The sequence below is a fragment of the Paenibacillus sp. Paensp111 genome (assembly GCF_059492195.1).
This window is the reverse complement of the sequence record NZ_CP168527.1, coordinates 2,443,869-2,462,243: the sequence shown is the minus strand read 5'-3', so window position 1 is coordinate 2,462,243 and position 18,375 is coordinate 2,443,869. Positions and strand designations below refer to the sequence as shown.

At 49.1% G+C, this 18,375-nt stretch carries 12 protein-coding genes and 1 riboswitch; of the genes, 9 read left to right on the top strand and 3 right to left on the bottom strand.

The window, feature by feature from the left end:
• The first annotated feature begins 1 nt into the window (after position 1).
• Entirely contained in the window at positions 2 to 1,561 is a 1,560-nt protein-coding gene (mmsA, locus tag ACEN86_RS11490) for a multiple monosaccharide ABC transporter ATP-binding protein (protein WP_495630782.1), read from the top strand.
• Positions 1,536 to 2,699, top strand: coding sequence for a multiple monosaccharide ABC transporter permease (gene mmsB, locus ACEN86_RS11485; protein ID WP_495630781.1), 1,164 nt, complete (start codon positions 1,536 to 1,538; stop codon positions 2,697 to 2,699). Before mmsA ends, mmsB begins: the two co-directional genes overlap by 26 nt.
• 90 nt (positions 2,700 to 2,789) lie before the next feature.
• On the opposite strand, the gene ACEN86_RS11480 is transcribed toward mmsB, so the two are convergent.
• Positions 2,790 to 3,917: an acyltransferase family protein gene (locus tag ACEN86_RS11480; RefSeq protein WP_495630780.1), complete on the bottom strand. Its 1,128-nt coding sequence runs from the start codon at positions 3,915 to 3,917 to the stop codon at positions 2,790 to 2,792.
• Between the two features lie 216 nt (positions 3,918 to 4,133).
• On the opposite strand from ACEN86_RS11480, the gene fdhF reads away from it, so the two are divergent.
• The 3 genes from fdhF to ACEN86_RS11465 all read left to right on the top strand — a co-directional run bounded on the left by fdhF (position 4,134) and on the right by ACEN86_RS11465 (position 12,088).
• The gene (gene fdhF / locus ACEN86_RS11475) at positions 4,134 to 7,118 is read left to right on the top strand and encodes a formate dehydrogenase subunit alpha (protein WP_495630779.1); all 2,985 of its coding nucleotides are present in this window, start codon (positions 4,134 to 4,136) and stop codon (positions 7,116 to 7,118) included.
• Positions 7,093 to 7,584 (top strand): helical membrane plugin domain-containing protein, encoded by a 492-nt coding sequence (locus ACEN86_RS11470; RefSeq protein ID WP_495630778.1) that lies wholly within the window; start codon positions 7,093 to 7,095, stop codon positions 7,582 to 7,584. The genes fdhF and ACEN86_RS11470 overlap by 26 nt, the downstream gene beginning before the upstream one ends.
• Positions 7,585 to 7,810: 226 nt before the next feature.
• Entirely contained in the window at positions 7,811 to 12,088 is a 4,278-nt protein-coding gene (locus ACEN86_RS11465) for a glycosyl hydrolase 53 family protein (protein ID WP_495630777.1), read from the top strand.
• Positions 12,089 to 12,145: 57 nt separating this feature from the next.
• On the opposite strand, the gene ACEN86_RS11460 is transcribed toward ACEN86_RS11465, so the two are convergent.
• Positions 12,146 to 12,784, bottom strand: coding sequence for a GGDEF domain-containing protein (locus tag ACEN86_RS11460; RefSeq protein WP_495630776.1), 639 nt, complete (start codon positions 12,782 to 12,784; stop codon positions 12,146 to 12,148).
• 310 nt (positions 12,785 to 13,094) lie between these two features.
• Here ACEN86_RS11460 and ACEN86_RS11455 point away from each other — a divergent pair, with 310 nt between their 5' ends.
• The 4 genes from ACEN86_RS11455 (at position 13,095) to aspA (ending at position 17,183) form a co-directional block, all read left to right on the top strand.
• Entirely contained in the window at positions 13,095 to 13,712 is a 618-nt protein-coding gene (locus tag ACEN86_RS11455) for a helix-turn-helix transcriptional regulator (RefSeq protein ID WP_495630775.1), read from the top strand.
• A 13-nt stretch (positions 13,713 to 13,725) separates the two neighbouring features.
• Positions 13,726 to 14,529 carry a pyruvate, water dikinase regulatory protein gene (locus ACEN86_RS11450; RefSeq protein ID WP_495630774.1) on the top strand — a complete coding sequence of 268 codons (804 nt, stop codon included), beginning with the start codon at positions 13,726 to 13,728 and terminating at the stop codon, positions 14,527 to 14,529.
• Positions 14,530 to 14,557: 28 nt separating this feature from the next.
• The gene (gene glpX, locus ACEN86_RS11445) at positions 14,558 to 15,532 is read left to right on the top strand and encodes a class II fructose-bisphosphatase (protein WP_495630773.1); all 975 of its coding nucleotides are present in this window, start codon (positions 14,558 to 14,560) and stop codon (positions 15,530 to 15,532) included.
• A gap of 214 nt (positions 15,533 to 15,746) precedes the next feature.
• Complete coding sequence (gene aspA / locus ACEN86_RS11440; protein WP_495630772.1) at positions 15,747 to 17,183, top strand: aspartate ammonia-lyase; 1,437 nt, start codon at positions 15,747 to 15,749, stop codon at positions 17,181 to 17,183.
• Between the two features lie 116 nt (positions 17,184 to 17,299).
• Here aspA and ACEN86_RS11435 read toward each other — a convergent pair whose 3' ends face one another.
• On the bottom strand, positions 17,300 to 18,037 hold the full coding sequence (locus ACEN86_RS11435) for a CAP domain-containing protein (protein ID WP_495630771.1): 738 nt from the start codon (positions 18,035 to 18,037) through the stop codon (positions 17,300 to 17,302).
• Positions 18,038 to 18,043: 6 nt separating this feature from the next.
• Positions 18,044 to 18,175: riboswitch (cyclic di-AMP (ydaO/yuaA leader) on the bottom strand.
• Positions 18,176 to 18,375 lie beyond the last annotated feature (200 nt).

The following is an 18,375-nucleotide window of genomic DNA, read 5'->3' as shown; positions in this document are numbered from 1 at the left end:
CATGTCGGAAGTTATTCTGGAAATGAGAAATATAACCAAGACTTTTCCCGGCGTCAAGGCGCTGCAGAATGTTAACATTCAAGTCCGCGCTGGCGAGATTCATGCACTGTGCGGTGAGAATGGCGCCGGCAAATCAACACTTATGAAGGTGCTTAGCGGCGTATATCCTTATGGAACCTATGAAGGGGAGATTCGATTCGAGGGAAATGTCTGTCAGTTCAAGGACATCAAGATGAGTGAAGAGCTTGGCATCGTGATCATCCATCAGGAGCTGGCCCTGATTCCCTATCTATCGATCGCCGAGAACATCTTCCTTGGTAATGAGCGTGCGAGCGGCGGCATTGTGAACTGGAAAGAGACGATCCTTCAGACGCGGGAGCAGCTTGAGAAGGTTGGACTTAAGGAGTCTCCAACTACGCTCGCGGGCAGTATCGGAGTCGGCAAGCAGCAGCTTGTTGAAATCGCCAAGGCGTTATCCAAGAAGGTGAAGTTATTAATCCTGGATGAGCCTACAGCTGCGCTGAATGAGGATGACAGCGAGAATTTGCTGCAGCTTATGCTGGAATTCAAGAGACAGGGCATCGCTTCAATCTTGATCTCGCACAAGTTGAATGAGATCTCCAAGGTTGCGGATTCAGTGACCATTCTCCGGGATGGGCAGACCATTGAGACACTGGATATGCATAAGGATGAGATAACTGAAGATCGCATTATCAGTGGAATGGTGGGCCGTGACCTGACGAACCGTTATCCGGCTCATCAATCCAAGATCGGTGAGGTCATCCTGGAAGTGAAGGACTGGACGGTCTACCACGAGCAGCAGACTGGTCGTAAAGTACTGGATGGAATTAACATGAATATCCGCAAGGGAGAAATTGTGGGGATAGCCGGACTTATGGGCTCAGGACGGACGGAGCTGGCTATGAGTATCTTCGGCAAGGCCTACGGCAAGAACATTACCGGCCAGCTGTTCAAAGATGGCAGACCGATACAGAATCATACAGTGAATCAAGCTATAGAGAACGGATTCGCCTATGTCACGGAAGACCGGAAGAATTACGGGCTTATTCTGATGGATGATATCAAGCGCAACATCTCGCTTACCGGTCTTGGCAAGCTGTCATCCAATATGGTGGTCGATGACAAGAAGGAGATCCTCGTTGCTGAAGAGATGAGGAAGAAGCTGAAGATTAAGACGCCGAATATTTTGCAGAAGACTGGGAATTTGAGCGGCGGGAATCAGCAGAAGGTCGTACTTAGCAAGTGGATTTTTGCCGAACCGGATATCTTGATTCTCGATGAACCGACCCGCGGGATTGATGTGGGGGCCAAATATGAAATTTACTCCATCATTAACCAGCTGGCGGATGAGGGCAAGGGTGTCCTTGTGATCTCTTCCGAGCTGCCGGAGATTCTGGGAATCTGCGACCGCATCTATGTGATGAGCGCCGGGCGGATAACCGGAGAAGTGAAGCGGGAGGATGCAACACAGGAGACTTTAATGAAGTATATGACCAGAACGGGAGGGGCACAACATGGAAACGCTAACCAAACTGTTTAAAAATAATATCAGGCAGTACGGGATGATCATCGCTCTAATCTTCATCATGGTGCTGTTCCAGGTGTTAACCGGCGGCCTGCTGCTTAAGCCGATCAATATTACGAATCTGATTCTTCAGAACAGTTATATTCTTGTCCTAGCTATAGGTATGGTTCTTGTTATTATTACCGGTCATATCGATCTGTCTGTCGGTTCTATTGCTGCCTTTGTTGGAGCGATATCGGCTATATTGATGGTGAATATGCACCTGTCACCTGTTCTCGCAGTCATTGTATCTCTGCTGGTCGGCGCCTTGGTCGGCGCTTGGCAAGGATTCTGGGTGGCCTATGTGCGGATACCTGCCTTTATCGTAACTCTAGCCGGAATGCTTCTCTTCCGGGGTCTGACCATGATCGTTCTTGAAGGACAGTCGATCTCTCCATTCCCGAACGGCTTTCAGAAGATCAGTTCCGGCTTCATCCCTGATCTGGGCAGCGGAGGATTGAATCTAGTAGCTCTGCTTGCAGGGATTGTATTGTCGGTGATCTATGTGATTAATGAGGTGCGTGACCGGGCCCAGCATCGGAAATATAATTTCGATGTGATTCCACAGGGGCTGTTCATCGCCAAACTGGTCATTCTGCTTGTGGTTATTAATGTGTTCACCTATATGCTCGCCACCTATTCAGGAATACCGAACATTCTTGTTCTTATGTTCCTGCTGATCGTAATCTATTCCTTCGTCATGAATAAGACGGTTATGGGCCGTCATGTCTACGCACTTGGAGGCAACGAGAAGGCTGCCGGCTTGTCTGGGGTCAAGACGAAGAAAGTTACGTTCTGGGTCTTCGTTAATATGGGAGTGCTTGCCGCCATTTCCGGTCTGATCTTCGCAGCTCGTCTGAATGCAGCTACTCCAAAAGCAGGTACGAACTTTGAACTTGACGCGATTGCAGCCTGCTTCATTGGCGGCGCTTCCGCTTCAGGCGGGATCGGCACGGTATTTGGAGCCATCATCGGAGGTCTGGTCATGGGCGTGCTGAATAACGGGATGTCTCTGGTCGGTCTCGGTATTGACTGGCAGCAGGGAATTAAGGGTCTTGTCCTGCTGCTGGCGGTAGCGTTCGATATCTACAACAAGAACAAGAGAGCTGTATAATCACATTTCAAAAAACAGCAAGGCTCAGCACAGTTGGTGCTGACCTTGCTGTTTTTGTTGTTAGTAAGATAGGACCTGAATAAGACCAGATTATAATACTTTCTGCGTCCCTGGAACAGCACGAATAAGGCCGGCTGCAGCAAAACAAGTGACCAGCGCAAGTCCCGAGACAAGCACCCATTTCATAATCGGAGGAAGGGGGAGACCATGGAACGCCATCGTCCAGCCTACAATGACAGGAGGATGAATAATAAAGACCGTATAGGCGTGCTTGGAGAGCCAGCTGCGGAAAGCGCTCGTCTTGTTGTACCTTGTCCGGTACCGGACCAGAAGTGCCAGAATAATTCCGAAGCAGACGAAAGGCTCCCATATCGCATAGAGCAAGGCCTGGATATTAACTCCACCGTATAGTTGCAGGTTACCCTCCAGCGCGCCGGTTAGAATGAGGCCGATCGGAAGCAGGGGAATCACTCCAATGGCAATCCACCGCCATGCTGCCGCCATTTTTGCAGGAATCTGATCTAACCAGTTGTTCCGACGCGCAATAATACCTGCACAGAATAGAAGTATGTATAAAGGGAAATAACCGAGCTGCAGTTCCAGAGGTCCCGTACCCGTTGGAAATATTAGACGTAGCCCAAAAGCTGTAATACCGGCAAACAGCGCGGTGATTAGTAGTATTCTGTTCGTTGGGAAACTAGCAGAATACCTTCGATCGGAGTCCTTGGCGTAAGATCTCAGTATTAGACGTAATAAGGTGTAAATTACCGCAAACCAGAGTGAGGCTTCCAGAAACCATGCAGGACCGAAGAACGTAGTCTGAAAGCTGAACACCCGGCTGGCATAGAATTCTCCGAGCGTCTCCATCCCGCGATACCTGGCATACCAGATCGTCATAGGTCCTATGCCGAAATAATAGACTAGAAGAGGAATACCCAGTCTGATTAACCTGTCTTTCATGAACTGCAAAGGCCCTTTACGATCATAAGAACCCGGAATGAAATAGGCAGACAGAAAGAAGAAGAGAGCCATGAAGTAAGCCTGATTAACAAGAGTGAAAATGGTGAGCAGGACCATGGATAGCGTGAACTGGCTCTTATCCACGTCCTCCAGAATCCATGATCCTCCTGCACCGTAGGCAATCGAAGTGTGAAACACCACAACCAGCATAGTCAGAAACACACGCAGGTTGTCTAGATAATATAATCGTCTGTCCATGTGAACCTCCATCATAAGTTACCTTTGAAATATCAACATCACCGATTGTAAATTATAAAACACAGGTTGAAAACCATTAAATCGATTCCCTAGCAAATAAAACCATGGAGTTTTGGACATAATCTATTTAAAGATTTGTATAATAATTAGTTCGGACATCCATCCATCCGGGTAAGTAATAGTGGTGAAAAATATGCCCTTACAAGAGGTGAACTCATGGAAACGGTTAACGTGAAAATTCGCATGAATGGTAAAGAGGTGGAATGCGAAGCTGGCCAGACCCTGCTTCAGGCCGCTTCACTGAGTGATGTATATGTGCCAAGTATATGCTACAACCCTCAGTTAGGGCCGATTCAGACCTGTGACACCTGTCTAGTAGAAGTGAACGGCGAGTTAGTCAGAGCCTGCAACACGGTTGTTCAGGACGGGATGGAAATATCGACCGAGTCCACTCTTGTGAAGGAAGCTCAGATGGAATCAATGTCGCGAATTCTGAAGAATCACGAGCTCTATTGTACAGTGTGCGACAATAATAACGGGAACTGCATTGTACATAACACGACGGAGAAGCTGGAGATGGACCATCAGAAGTACGTCTTTGAGAAGAAGCCGTATGAAGTGGATATGTCTCACCCGATGTATCGGTACGATCCGAACCAGTGTATCTTGTGCGGTCGGTGCGTTGAAGCCTGTCAGGATCTGCAGGTGAACGAGACGCTCTCCATAGACTGGACAAGAGAGAGACCTAGAGTGATCTGGGACCAGGATGTTCCGATTGATCAGTCTTCCTGTGTCTCCTGCGGCCACTGTGTCAACGTGTGCCCATGTAATGCGCTTATGGAGAAATCGATGCTGGGCGAAGCGGGCTACTTGACGGGAATCGGATCAGACGTGCTTGAGCCGATGATTGATCTTACCAAGGAAATCGAGCCGGGTTATCGTGAAATCTTCATGATCTCCGAGATGGAAGCCGCTATGCGCAAATCGAGAATAAAAAGAACCAAAACCGTATGTACCTTCTGCGGTGTCGGCTGCAGCTTTGAGGTATGGACGAAGGATAGACACATTCTGAAGATCGAACCAACGGTTGATGCGCCTGTTAACGGAGTATCCACCTGCGTGAAGGGCAAGTGGGGCTGGGATTTCGTAAATAGCCCGGAAAGGCTGACCAAGCCGCTGATTCGCAAAGGCGACACCTTTGTGGAATCTTCCTGGGACGAGGCCCTGGATTTGATTGCGAGCAAGCTTGGTGAGGTCAAGAATACCTATGGTCCTCACTCCATTGGCTATATTGCCTCTTCCAAATGCAGCAATGAAGAGAACTATATTTTCCAGAAATTCGCTCGTTCTGTTATGCAGTCCAATAATGTGGACAACTGTTCCAGGTACTGTCAATCGCCGGCAACGGCGGGTCTGCTTAGAACCGTAGGGCTTGGCGGGGATTCCGGTACTATGCACGATATTGCAAGCAGCGAGCTGGTGATTATCGTCGGGGCGAATCCGGCTGAATCCCACCCGGTGCTAGCAACGCGGATCAAGCGGGCTCACAAGCTTCATGGTCAAAAGCTGGTTGTTGCGGATATCCGGAAGAATGAGATGGCGCAGCGCGCTGATCTCCATATCCATCCTAAGCCGGGGACGGATCTGATCTGGTTGTCGGCTATAACAAAATATATTATTGATCAAGGATGGCAGGCGGATGAGTTCATTGCCCAGCGCGTGAATGGATATGCGGAATATGTGGCTTCTCTCAGCAAATATACGATGGAATACGCTTCTGAAATGACCGGGCTTTCAATGGATGAGCTGATTGGACTGGCTACCCTCATTCATGAATCCGGCTCAACTTGTATTCTGTGGGCCATGGGTGTGACGCAGCATATGGGTGCTACCGATACAAGTACGGCCATCTGTAATCTTCTTCTGATTACAGGCAACTTCGGACGTTCAGGAACAGGAGCTTATCCGCTGCGGGGGCACAACAATGTGCAGGGAGCATGTGATTTCGGAACCATGCCGGCATATTTCCCGGGGTACGAATTCGTGAAGGATGAAGCCGTGCGTGCACGGTATGAGCAGGCATGGAATACCAAGCTGCCGGAGGAACCTGGATACGATAATCATCAGATGGTAGACGGAATCCAGAATGGAGATCTGAAGGGACTGTATCTGTTCGGAGAAGACATGGCGTTCGTGGACTCGAACTCGAACTTTGTGGAGGAGATGTTCGAGAAGCTCGAATTCTTCGTGGTACAGGATGTCTTCTTGACCCGTACTGCTCAGTTCGCTGACGTCGTGCTGCCAGCCGCGCCGAGCCTGGAGAAGGACGGAACGTTCACCAATACGGAGAAGCGCATTCAGCGATTCTACAAAGTATTCGAGCCGATGGGACAATCGAAGCCGGATTGGATGATCATTCAGGAAGTGGCTAACCGGATGGGAGAGGGCTGGAATTATACGCATCCAAGTGAAATCATGGCCGAGGCGGCCAGCCTTACACCGATGTTCGCAGGAGTAAGTTATGAACGCCTTGAAGGCTGGAACACCCAGGTATGGCCGGTGCATCCGGATGGCCAAGGGACCCCGATTCTGTATGAAGACAAATTCGCTTTCCCAGACGGCAAAGCACGCCTGTATCCGGTGGATTGGACACCTCCATTTGTACCGGATGACAAATCCTTTGATCTTCATCTGAACAATGGCCGGATTCTTGAGCATTTCCATGAGGGGAATCTGACTTATCGATCCGAAGCGATCAAACATAAAGTTCCAGGCACCTGGCTGGAGGTCTCACCCGAGCTGGCTGCGGAAAGAGGGCTTGAAGACGGGACCAAAGTTCGCCTTACTTCCCCTTACGGCCAAGTGAAAGTATCCGTGATCGTCACAGACCGGGTAAAAGGCAAGGAGCTGTACCTGCCGATGAATACCATGGACGAGAATGAGGCGGTTAACCGTCTGACGAGCAGCTATTACGACAAGAATACCCATACTCCGAACTATAAAGAAATGAATGTTAAGATGGAGGTTCTTGAACCGAAGGGGGAAATTCCGCTGCCAAGAGTGAATCATCGCTTCGCCAAGCGCAACCCGCAGATCGGTGTCAAGGTGGAGGAGAAATGGAACCGTCCGGATTTCGAGCCCGTTGAGGAGACTATTCGTAAAGAGAGGGAAGAACATGGCCAAACCCATTCGAACCATTGAGCGAATCGTTCCTACCAAGCAGGAAGCCCAAGATGAAGCGGTACAGCAAATCCTTGATGCTCTTAGCTCTAATCGAGATACGATCGTCTCATTTCTGGGCATTCTGGGCGAGCTTGATCAAGCCGGTGTGCTTGATATTGGTCATGGCGTCCTTCAGAATCGCAAGAGTCTGGAGAAAATCGGACTTGAGTTCATCAACGTGGCCAATATCCCGGGCATGCTAAAGAACGTGATTCTGGTGAGCCAATTCCTGGGCAAGCTTGATCCCATGAGAACCGAGAAGCTTATGGCAGGCCTTGGAAAGGGGTTGGACCAGGCAATGCAGGAACAGGAGAAGCCCGCAACCATGTGGGGACTTGTCGGCCAGTTCCGTGACCCGGATGTACTTGCATCCATTTCCACTGCCCTTCATTTTCTCAGAGGGATGGGCGAGGAACTGAGAACCCGCGAGGAGAGAACAACTTAATCTGAGCTAAATAAGAGAAGATAAATGAAGCCCAGCCCCCAAGGTGCAGTAAATGCACTTTGGGGGTTATTCGTGCTGATTCATCTTCCTGTACAGTGCCCTACATTCCGAAGAAGGTTGGATTAACTGCAGGAATGTTTGTTTTGTATCCTGTAAGTGTTATCCCGGTAGCGCTTACAATTAAAGTGGCATTACATGCACATTTAGTAAAGGGGAGATTTTGGCGATGAAGAGAGGTAGAGCATGGGTAAGCCGTATAATCGTAATTACATTACTACTGCCTTACTTTGGCATCTCAGCATCCACCGCTGAGGCGGCGGCAGTGAATCTGGCGCTGAACAAGACGGTAACCACAAGCAGTGAATATACAGAGTGGGGCAGTGCCAAGGAACATATTGTGGATGGAGACACAGGGACCCACTGGAATGCATCCAACGCTAATCCGGGCAGCTGGGTTGAAGTGGATCTAGGTGATACATATTCGTTGTCCGGAGCCGATGTGCTGTGGAAGGACGAAGTAGTTGTTCAGTTCAAAATAGAGGCTTCTGCCGATAATCAGAACTGGACGGTGGTCGCTGATCAGATGGGGAATGCGAATGCGGAGCAGCTCGCAGCACTTAAGTTCGATTCCCTTAACATCCGGTATGTTCGTCTCACTGTTAATAAGTATGGGGAGACAGGGACGTGGCCGGGAATTAAGGAGCTGCAAATATGGCAGAAGCAAGAGGTCAAGGATCCCGCTGAAATCACTGGGTATGAGCTTGTAACCTCCAGCACAAGTACCGGCGCTGCGCCTTCATTGCCGGCCGAGGTTCTCGCCTATTACCAGGATGGTTCTTCCGGGAAAGTGAATGTGGTCTGGGATTCCATACCTGCAAGCTCCTACTCTTCGGTTGGAACTATTACCGTGAAAGGAACCGTGGAAGGCTCTTTAATAAAGCCAGAGGCATCCATCACGGTTAGCGGATATCGGGATGATTTCATCCGTGGTGTGGATATCTCCACCCTAACCGCCATTGAAGATCATGGAGGACGATATTTTGACAGTAATGGAGTTCAGAGGGATCTGCTGGATATTCTTAAAGACCGCGGAGTGAACTATGTTAGGCTCCGTCTATGGAATGATCCCAAGAAATCGGGCGGTTACAATAATGAAGCCGATGTGATCAAGCTGGCTCAAAGAGTGAAGTCCAAGGGTCTGAAGCTTTTGGTGGATTTTCACTATTCTGATGAGTGGGCCCACCCTGGACAGCAGATACCGCCTGCTGCATGGAAAGACTTGTCTCAAAGTGATCTGGAGACAGCCGTTCATGACTATACCCGGCAGGTCGTCAATGATCTGAAGCAGGTGAACGCGATGCCGGATATGGTTCAGATCGGGAACGAGATTAACAGCGGTCTCTTGAATGGACTTAATTCGACCCCGGATTTCGATAAGAACGCTGCACTTCTGAAGAGCGGGATTCAGGGTGTACGAGACGTCGCCGGAGGAGAGCAGGTGAAGATTATGATTCACTTGGCTGAAGGCGGGAAATACGACACGTTCAAATGGTATTTCGGTGAGCTGAACAAGAGAGGTGTACCTTACGATATCATCGGTTTGTCTTATTATCCATTTTGGCACGGGACCTTTGCTGACGTTCAGAAGACGATGAACGGGATGGCGCAGGAGTTCGGTAAGGAAGTGGTCATCGCTGAGACTTCTTATCCATTCACCTTTAAGGAAGGGGATGCTCATGAGAATGTGATCAATTCTCCATCCAAGCTGATCGGCGGCGCTACCTTCCCGGCAACCGTACAAGGCCAGTATGATGCTATGAAAGCTGTGATGGAGGCACTGGTTCAGGTGCCGGATCAGAAAGGGGCCGGATTCTTCTATTGGGAGCCTGCCTGGATCACGGCAAATGTTGGTTGGGTGGCTAGTGAAGGAGATGCCTGGGAGAATCAGGCCATGTTCGATTACAAGGAATACCCTGCCAATGGCGGTCAGTCCTATGCGGGTTATGCCTTGAATTCTCTAGACGTGTATAAGCTTGGGCTTCCTGTAATGCCCACGAATCGTGCGGAATTGGCCGCGGTTATAGCTAAAGCCTCATCTCTCGTTCAAGCTGACTTTGCTGCAGGAAGCTGGGAGATATTACAGCCGGTTCTAGCGAATGCTCAAAGCAGGTATAATCAACTCGGCTTAACTCAGGCTGATGCGGACTCTACGGCAGAGTCGCTGTCTGCCACTATGAACAGTCTTCAGATTAATACGCCAGACAAGTCGGTTCTGAAGTCGGCCATTGACGAAGCTAAAGCTTTGAAGCAGGCCGATTGGAGCGCGGTAACCTGGGCCGATTTACTGACGGCATTATCCAAGGCGGAAAGTGTATATGTGAACAACAAGGTAACACAGACGGAAGTTAATACTGCGGCAGCCAGTCTTCAGAGCGCCATAGCGGGTCTGTCGAATGTCGATAAGATCACTTTGGTTGCCCGGATTGCTGAAGCGAAAACCATGGATTCAACGAGTTATTCCAAGTCAAGCTGGAACAAGCTCCTGAATGCAATTTCATCAGCTGAAGCGGTTGCTGCCAAGTCAGACGCGGTTCAGTCTGAGGTGGAATCCGCGCTTACTGCGCTTCAAAGCGCGATCGCCAGTTTGGTTCCTCTTCAATCGCTGACTGCAGGTGCAGCGGTCACTTCTTCGAGCAATGCAGGCTCTGGAGGCGGAAAGGCCAATTCACCTGAAGGAGCAATTGACAATAATACCACGACCTCTTGGGGCACCGACCAAGGCGGCCCAAGCTGGTGGAAGATTGACTTCGGAGAATCCAAGCTGCTCAGCAAGGTGGAGATGCTGCTCTGGAGCGGCGGATTGAAATACACTATTGAAATTTCAGAAGACAATGATACGTACATTAAGGTTATCGATACAACAAGCGATGTTATTACTACTATGACACCGAAGCATGTGCTGCCGGATAATACGAAGGCCAGATATGTGAAGGTGACTATTGTTAGCGGGCCGACTTGGGTCGGTATCAGTGAATTCAAAGCCTATGGTCTGGCTATCCCGGACAAATCTCAGCTTATACAGCTAATCGACAAGGCAAATGGATTCGCTTCAGCTTCGTATACAGCGGCAAGCTGGAACCTGCTGCAACAGGCTTTATTGCCAGCCAAAGAGACGGCTGCCGATCCGCAGGCTCAGCAGAGTGAAGTGGATCATGCAGTCGCCAGCCTGAATGACGCGATTAAGGGACTGGTCCCGGCTGGCACGGGTTCAGGTTCCCCATCCGGAGATGCTCCAGTTATACCGGGTTCAACTGGTCCGCAGTCTGATCCCTCGGCAAATCAGCCGGTAATTTTGGTCAGCGGCTCGGATATCAAGATCCAGGCGGGAAATACAACGGGTGATATTCAGGTTAGCATGGAGCAGCTCCGTGAAGCTGCAGCCCAACATACGGGCGGTCAGGTCTCCATCGTCGTTCAATCAGCTCATACGGAGAAGCTGCAATCGGTTGCTGTACCGGCCAAATGGCTTGCAGAGCAGGCGAATTCACAGAATCAGAGTCTGCTTGTTAACATAAACTGCGCAGCCGTATTGCTTAATGGAAATATTCTCAGCGGTTATCAGCTGAATGAGAACAGCGAGCTTCAACTCTCTATTGCGACGGTAAGCCCGTCCTCTATTCCCCTGCAATCCGCTTCAGCAATCGGCAGCCATCCGGTGTATGACTTTAATCTGCTGCTCGATGGACGAAAGCTGACTTGGACTAATAGAGATGTACAGGTATCTCTTCCGTATAAGCTGAATCATGATGAGCACCCGGGTCAGGTCGTGGTCTATCATGTGAATGAGAAGGGCAATCTTGAACCTGTTAAGGCCGTATATTTTGACATAGGTAATGGAAGAGTGACCTTCCGTCCCGAGCATTTCAGCAAATATACCGCATTTAGCAGCCCTAATCGATTCTCGGATCTAGCAGCCTTGCCTTGGGCGAAGGATGCTGTAGAAGCCATGGCCGCCAAAGGTATTCTGATGGGTATGGGACAGGGGCAGTTCGCGCCCGATAAGGCGGTAACGAGAGCTGAATTCCTACAAATGCTGATGAAGGCCTTGGATCTGACAGGAGAAGGGAAGGCTGCGGGCTTCGCGGACGTGAAGCCGGACGCATGGTATTATCAAGCTATACAATCAGCTCAGCTGCTAGGAATCGTTAAAGGCAACCCAGATGGCAGCTTCGGTGCCAATGAAGCTATCACAAGACAGGATATGGCTGTGATGCTCTATCAAGTGCTTCAGAAAGCGGACGTGAAGCTCATCAGCCAGCCTCTTACCGGGACATTTAGCGATGCAGCCCGTATTTCGGACTATGCCGCTGAGGCTGTGACATACGGACAGCAGACCCAGTTAATCAAGGGCAGAGATCATGGGGCATTTGTGCCTTATGGGACTGCTACCCGGGCTGAAGCTGCAGTGCTCTTGAACCGAGTACTGGAAGCTATGAGCAAATAGTTGCTACAGAAGGATTTTAGCCAAATGAGAAGAAGCCATTCTGACCCCAATGTGGGATTAGAATGGCTTCTTTTTGCCTTCTTTGGACACATACATATTGTGGTCAGCCCGCTTAAGCAGCTCCTGAAGTTCTTCGCTATGATCAGGATAGAGGGAGTAACCAATTGAGATCGATGCTGTAAATCCAAGAGAGGAGGACATGGATTGGAACTCACCATTCAGTCGCCGCATGAAATTTCTCATGGCTTCCTTATCTTCATACTGACCGATAATGACGAATTCATCCCCGCCCCAGCGTGCCACTATATCCTGCTTGCGGGTGGAAGTTAGAAGAATGGCTCCAGTCTTCTGCAGAACCAGATCTCCTATATGATGGCCGTAAGAATCATTAATTGTCTTAAAATTATCACAGTCGATGACCAGTACGAAATACTTGGTATGTCCCGAAGGAGAAAGTTTGCTGAAGAATTTGCTTAAGTAACGGCGGTTATACAGGGTGGTTAGTTCATCCCTTTGGGAATAGAAGACGGCTTGGTCATATTTGAGTCCTATTAGAAATCCGGCTGTAATCGTAAGGGAATAGGATAGAACGTCTACGAAATTGAATCCCAGATGATTATAATGCCGATTCAAAAAGTCAACGAGCTGAAATCCGATTACAATAAGCACTGTATAGATCCTGCCATAATATTTCATGCTGATATAACTCCCTTGATGTATGTAGAATCTAGCGTCAGCTGTCTACAAGCTATTGTACTTGATTATGGTGATCAGTGAAATAAATAAGACTGAGAAAAATAATAAATCACCCTAATAAATAAATAATGTGTATTATATATTGATTTTAAATTATATATGACGTATTATATCCCCAGGAAACAATCTCTAAAGGAAGGAGGAACTGAGAATTCGCTTCTGCCTCAGATTTGGTTCCGGGGCAATGTTATACTAGGAGCGAATATATCCGGAAGCGGAGGGATCTATTATCGAACTGACATCCCGTCAATTGGAGATCATTAATATAGTCAAAAAACACGCCCCGATCACCGGGGAACAAATCGCGGAAATGCTAAATTTAACGCGTCCAACCATCCGATCGGATTTATCCATCCTCGTGATGCTCGATCATATTGATGCCAAGCCGAAGGTGGGCTATTTCCTCGGGAAGAGAGGGGCCGCCGAAAGCGGGAACAAGGTCCGGCTGCTGGATATGAAGGTAGGGGATCTTCATGGAGTGCCGGTTGTTGTCCGCGAGACCACGACCATCCATGATGCGGTCGTCTCCCTATTCCTTGAGAATGTAGGGAATCTGATTGTTACCGATGATGAGGGAAGATTAGCCGGAATTGTCTCCCGCAAAGATCTGCTCAAGGTTACCCTCGGAAATGCAGCGGCTTCTACCATGCCGGTAAGCTTAATTATGACCCGGCGTGCCAATGTCGTTACGATTTCACCGGAAGATACAGTTCTCGAAGCAGCCCGCAAGATTATTACACATCAGATTGATAGTCTTCCTGTGGTAGTACCAGCTCCATCTGGCAAGCCTGGAGAATGGAATGTAGTTGGACGCATAACAAAAACTAACATCATCAAAATGTTACTTGAGACGGTAGCAGAGGATTAATGGGAGGAATGGGATGAATCAGGCTCCAGCTCATTTCATAGCAATTTGTTCGGATTCCATTGGGGAGACAGCCGAGGCTGTCGTTCAGGCTGCACTTCGCCAGTTCGAGCTTCCGAACACAGAGATCAAGCGATTCATGAATGTTCGTCATGAAGACGAGCTTTCCTTATTAATGGAAGAGGTCTCGCGGCGCGAAGGATTCGTGGTATATACTCTGGTCCAGCCCGAGCTGCGGGAAGCGATAAAGGAAGAAGCGGTTCGTCTTAATGTTCGGGCCGTGGACATCATGGGGCCCATGATGCAGGCGTTCATTGATACCTTTGGAGATTCACCCAAACGGACTCCCGGTCTGCTTCACCGGCTGGATGAGGATTACTTCCGCCGGGTTGAAGCGGTGGAGTTCGCCGTCAATAATGATGACGGCAAGGATGTCAGCGCCATACTGAAGGCTGATGTCGTGCTGCTTGGAGTGTCGCGGATCTCCAAGACGCCACTCTCCATCTTTTTGGCTCATAAAGGCAAGAAGGTTGTGAATTATCCCGTAGTACCGGAATTAATTCCGCCGGCTCAGCTGCGTGAGGTTAACCCGAACAAAATCATTGGATTGACCATTGATGCGAAGCATCTGATGAAGATACGTACGGAAAGACTCAAGGCTATGGGGCTGCCGAACGGTGCTCAATATGCCACGCTTGAAAGAATAGAAGAGGAACTAAGCTATGCGCAGGCCCTGTTCAGTTCAATAGGGTGTCCAGTTATTGATGTAACCGACAAAGCGATCGAAGAGACAGCCGGATTGATCATGAAGTACTTATAGATACATCATTTGAGTGGAGGGAATTCATATGGAACGTCATTTAGCTTTGGAATTGGTACGAATTACGGAAGCGGCAGCACTTAAATCCGGGCGCTGGATTGGCAGGGGCGACAAGCATAGCGCCGACGAAGCGGCAACTACAGCTATCCGCAGCAAGTTTGATTCTATAGCTATTGACGGCACTGTAGTCATTGGAGAAGGCGAAATGGATGAAGCTCCCATGCTGTATATTGGTGAGAAAGTAGGGAGCGGCCGCGGTCCGGGGATGGATGTGGCTGTCGATCCGCTTGAGGGAACAGAGACGGTAGCAAATGGACTGAGCAATGCAATCTCAGTCATTGCAGCCGCGCCGAAGGGCAATCTGCTGCATGCCCCGGATATTTACATGCAGAAGCTGGCCGTCGGCCCACTGCTTGCAGGGCAGCTTTCTCTTGATGATCCTATAGAGACCACGCTTGCCAAGGCATCGAGAATTCTGGGCAAGCCTCTATCCGAAATGACCGTATCCATTTTAGACCGTGAACGGCACAGGGAGATGATCTCTTCACTCAGACGGGCGGGTGTCCGCATCAAGCTGCTCAGTCATGGAGATGTGATGGGCGCCATCGAGGCTGCCATGGATCATGAAGTAGATATGTATGTGGGTTCAGGGGGAGCGCCAGAGGGGGTGCTGGCCGCAGCCGCCTTGAAATGCCTTGGCGGGGAAATGCAGGGCAGGCTGCTGACGGAGGGTCCGGAAGATGTGGAGCGCTGCAAGCAAATGGGGCTTAAGCAGCCTGATCAGCTGCTGCGTATGGTGGATATGGTAGGCTCAGGGAGCGTGCTGTTCGTAGCAACAGGAGTAACCTCAGGCGACTTCCTAACCGGGGTGAGATATTTACCAGGTGAACAAGCTGAGACGCACTCCGTCGTCATGCATTCTTCATCAAGAACCATCAGCTATCTGAAGACGCTTCATTATGATCCGGAGCAGATGGACCTACCGAAAGCAGCTGTTGTATAAACCTAACATGGCAGCAAGTCTCCAGGCCTATGGAGACTTGCTGTTTGGCGTTTTCCAATCTGTTTGGCGGAATCCTATCGGTTTGTCGTTCTCCAATCTGTGTGCGGCGGGTCTCATGGAGCGGTTTCTTTCTTGCCGGGAGTATGTTATAAGAAAGCATATGGACATCGATTTTCGTTCCAGTCTTACACCTTGAATTTCGGAGGAATGTTGTGTGACAGAACCCTTATTTCGTACCGAGAAGGATTTCTTGGGTACCAAGGAAGTAGAGGCTAGTGCCTATTATGGAATTCAGACGCTGCGAGCGGTCGAGAACTTTCCGATTACAGGTTATAGAGTACATATTGAGTTAATCAAATCCATGGCCATGGTGAAGAAAGCGGCGGCCTTGGCGAATATGAAGATTGGCAGATTGTATGCAGGACATGGGGAAGTCATTGTTCAAGCGGCCGAGGAGATCATCGAGGGGAAATGGCATGACCAATTCATCGTTGATCCGATCCAGGGGGGTGCCGGGACGTCCCTCAATATGAATACGAATGAGGTGATAGCGAACCGTGCGCTTGAGCTGCTTGGTAAGGAGAAAGGCGATTATGCTTTCCTGAGCCCGAACTCCCATGTGAACATGGCGCAATCGACCAATGATGCTTTTCCAACAGCTATACATATTGCCGTCCTGTCTTTGATGGAGCAGCTTTTGATCACCATGCGTTATATGCATGAGGTATTTGTTGCCAAGGCGAAAGAATTCGACCATGTGATCAAAATGGGCAGAACCCATCTTCAGGATGCAGTGCCGATCCGGCTTGGGCAAGAATTTGAAGCCTATTACCGGGTGCTGGAGAGAGATATTCTCCGGATTGAGAATTCGAGACAGCATCTGTATGAAGTGAATATGGGTGCAACTGCCGTGGGGACCGGGCTCAATGCGGATCCCAAATATATTGAGCTCGTCGTTGAATATTTGGCGGAGATTAGCGGTTTTCCGCTTGAGACGGCATCTCATCTCGTGGACGCTACGCAAAATACGGACGCCTATACGGAAGTCTCCGCAGCGCTTAAAGTCTGCATGATGAATATGTCCAAGATCGCTAACGATCTGAGACTCATGGCCTCGGGTCCACGTGTGGGATTTAACGAAATTTCTCTGCCTGCAAGGCAGCCGGGCTCTTCGATCATGCCAGGCAAAGTCAATCCGGTTATGGCCGAGGTCATTAATCAGGTGGCATTCCAGGTCATCGGCAACGATCACACGATATGTCTCGCCTCATCAGCAGGGCAGCTCGAGCTAAATGTAATGGAGCCGGTGCTCGTCTTTAATTTGATTCAGTCCATCAGCATGATGAACAATTCGTTCCGGGTATTTACAGACTATTGCTTGTCGGGAATTGAAGCGAATAAGGACAAGATGAAGGAGGATGTGGAGAGAAGCGTGGGCATTATTACCGCCGTGAACCCGCATCTGGGTTATGAGGTCGTATCCAGAATTGCCCGCGAGGCTATTCTCACAGGGGAGTCCGTAAGAGCACTGTGTCTGAAATATAATGTCCTTACCGAAGAGGAACTGAATTTGATTCTGGATCCTTATGAGATGACGCATCCCGGTATTGCGGGCGCGGAAGTCTTCTATAGAGATGAGAAGAAGAATTAACCTTCGCCCAAGTATATAAGTTAATCATTCTTCACAGCAAAAAAGACTATTCGGCCTGTTGCCATGCCTGAATAGTCTTTTTGCTGTGAAGCTTTTATTTGCTCAAAGCTGCTTAATTAGTTCGCAATAAATTCCTGAACCCATTCGCCGTTATAATAGGCAACACCGATTTTTGTATAATTCGGACTTAGGATGTTCTGTTTGTGTCCGGGGCTGTTCATCCAGGCTGCCATCACTTCTGCAGGATCCTTCTGGCCCTTGGCAATATTCTCTCCCGCATAAGTGTAATGAATTCCATATGCATTCATCATATCAAATGGGGAACCGTAGGTAGGTGATGTATGATCGAAATAACCTTTGTTGTACATATCTTTGGCTTTATCCAGCGCCATAGCAGCCAAGGCTTGGTCTGCGGCGAGCGGCTTCACGCCAGCTTTGGCACGTTCCTGGTTAACTAATGATACAACCTGAGCGGCATAAGCAGTCTTTGAAGTGCTTGCTTGAGTTGTGTTCGTATTGTTCTGGGCTGCAGTTGTAGTAGTCTGCGTAGTCTTGGTGCTGTTCTGTGCAGTGTTTGTGTTAGCCTGTGTTGTGTTGTTGTTTGTCTTCGTGTTCGTCTGTGCCTGATTGCCAGTTCCCTGCCCAACTTTGGCTGACCCTTTACGATTCAAATCTTCGAACTGCTGCAGAAAGTTCTCCCAGGAGAAGTTCTGGTTGGTAAAAGTTTGGTTCGTGCTGTAGGTCCAGACTTTGTAACTTCCCGTAGTGGTATTGGCGGATGCGGATGCCGCTCCGGTTCCTACAACCATGCTAAGCGCAAGTGCGCCGGTAATTAGACTTTTTGTGAATCTCATGTTGACATTTCTCCTTTTAACAGCCTGCGAGGTTAGCTGACGGATTAGGGTCAAAGAGTAATCACCCCGCCACATAAGTAGCTTCACCCCAGTATATGGGTCCCCCGTGCTTAAAGTAAGCTTCGGCCTTTATTTACTTGGATTCTAGTATTCCGAACAGCTAAATTACTAGAATCAAGTTCGCTACAAATTGTAGCATGCCTATACCGGGAGTTCATTGGTCAAAAGTTTCCATCCTGAGTAAGCACATGAGCAGCTGGCAGCGAATGCCGCATGTACTTACTGTGCATCTTCTCAAAAATCAGTTAACATATAGGGACATAACCATAGGAGTTCTG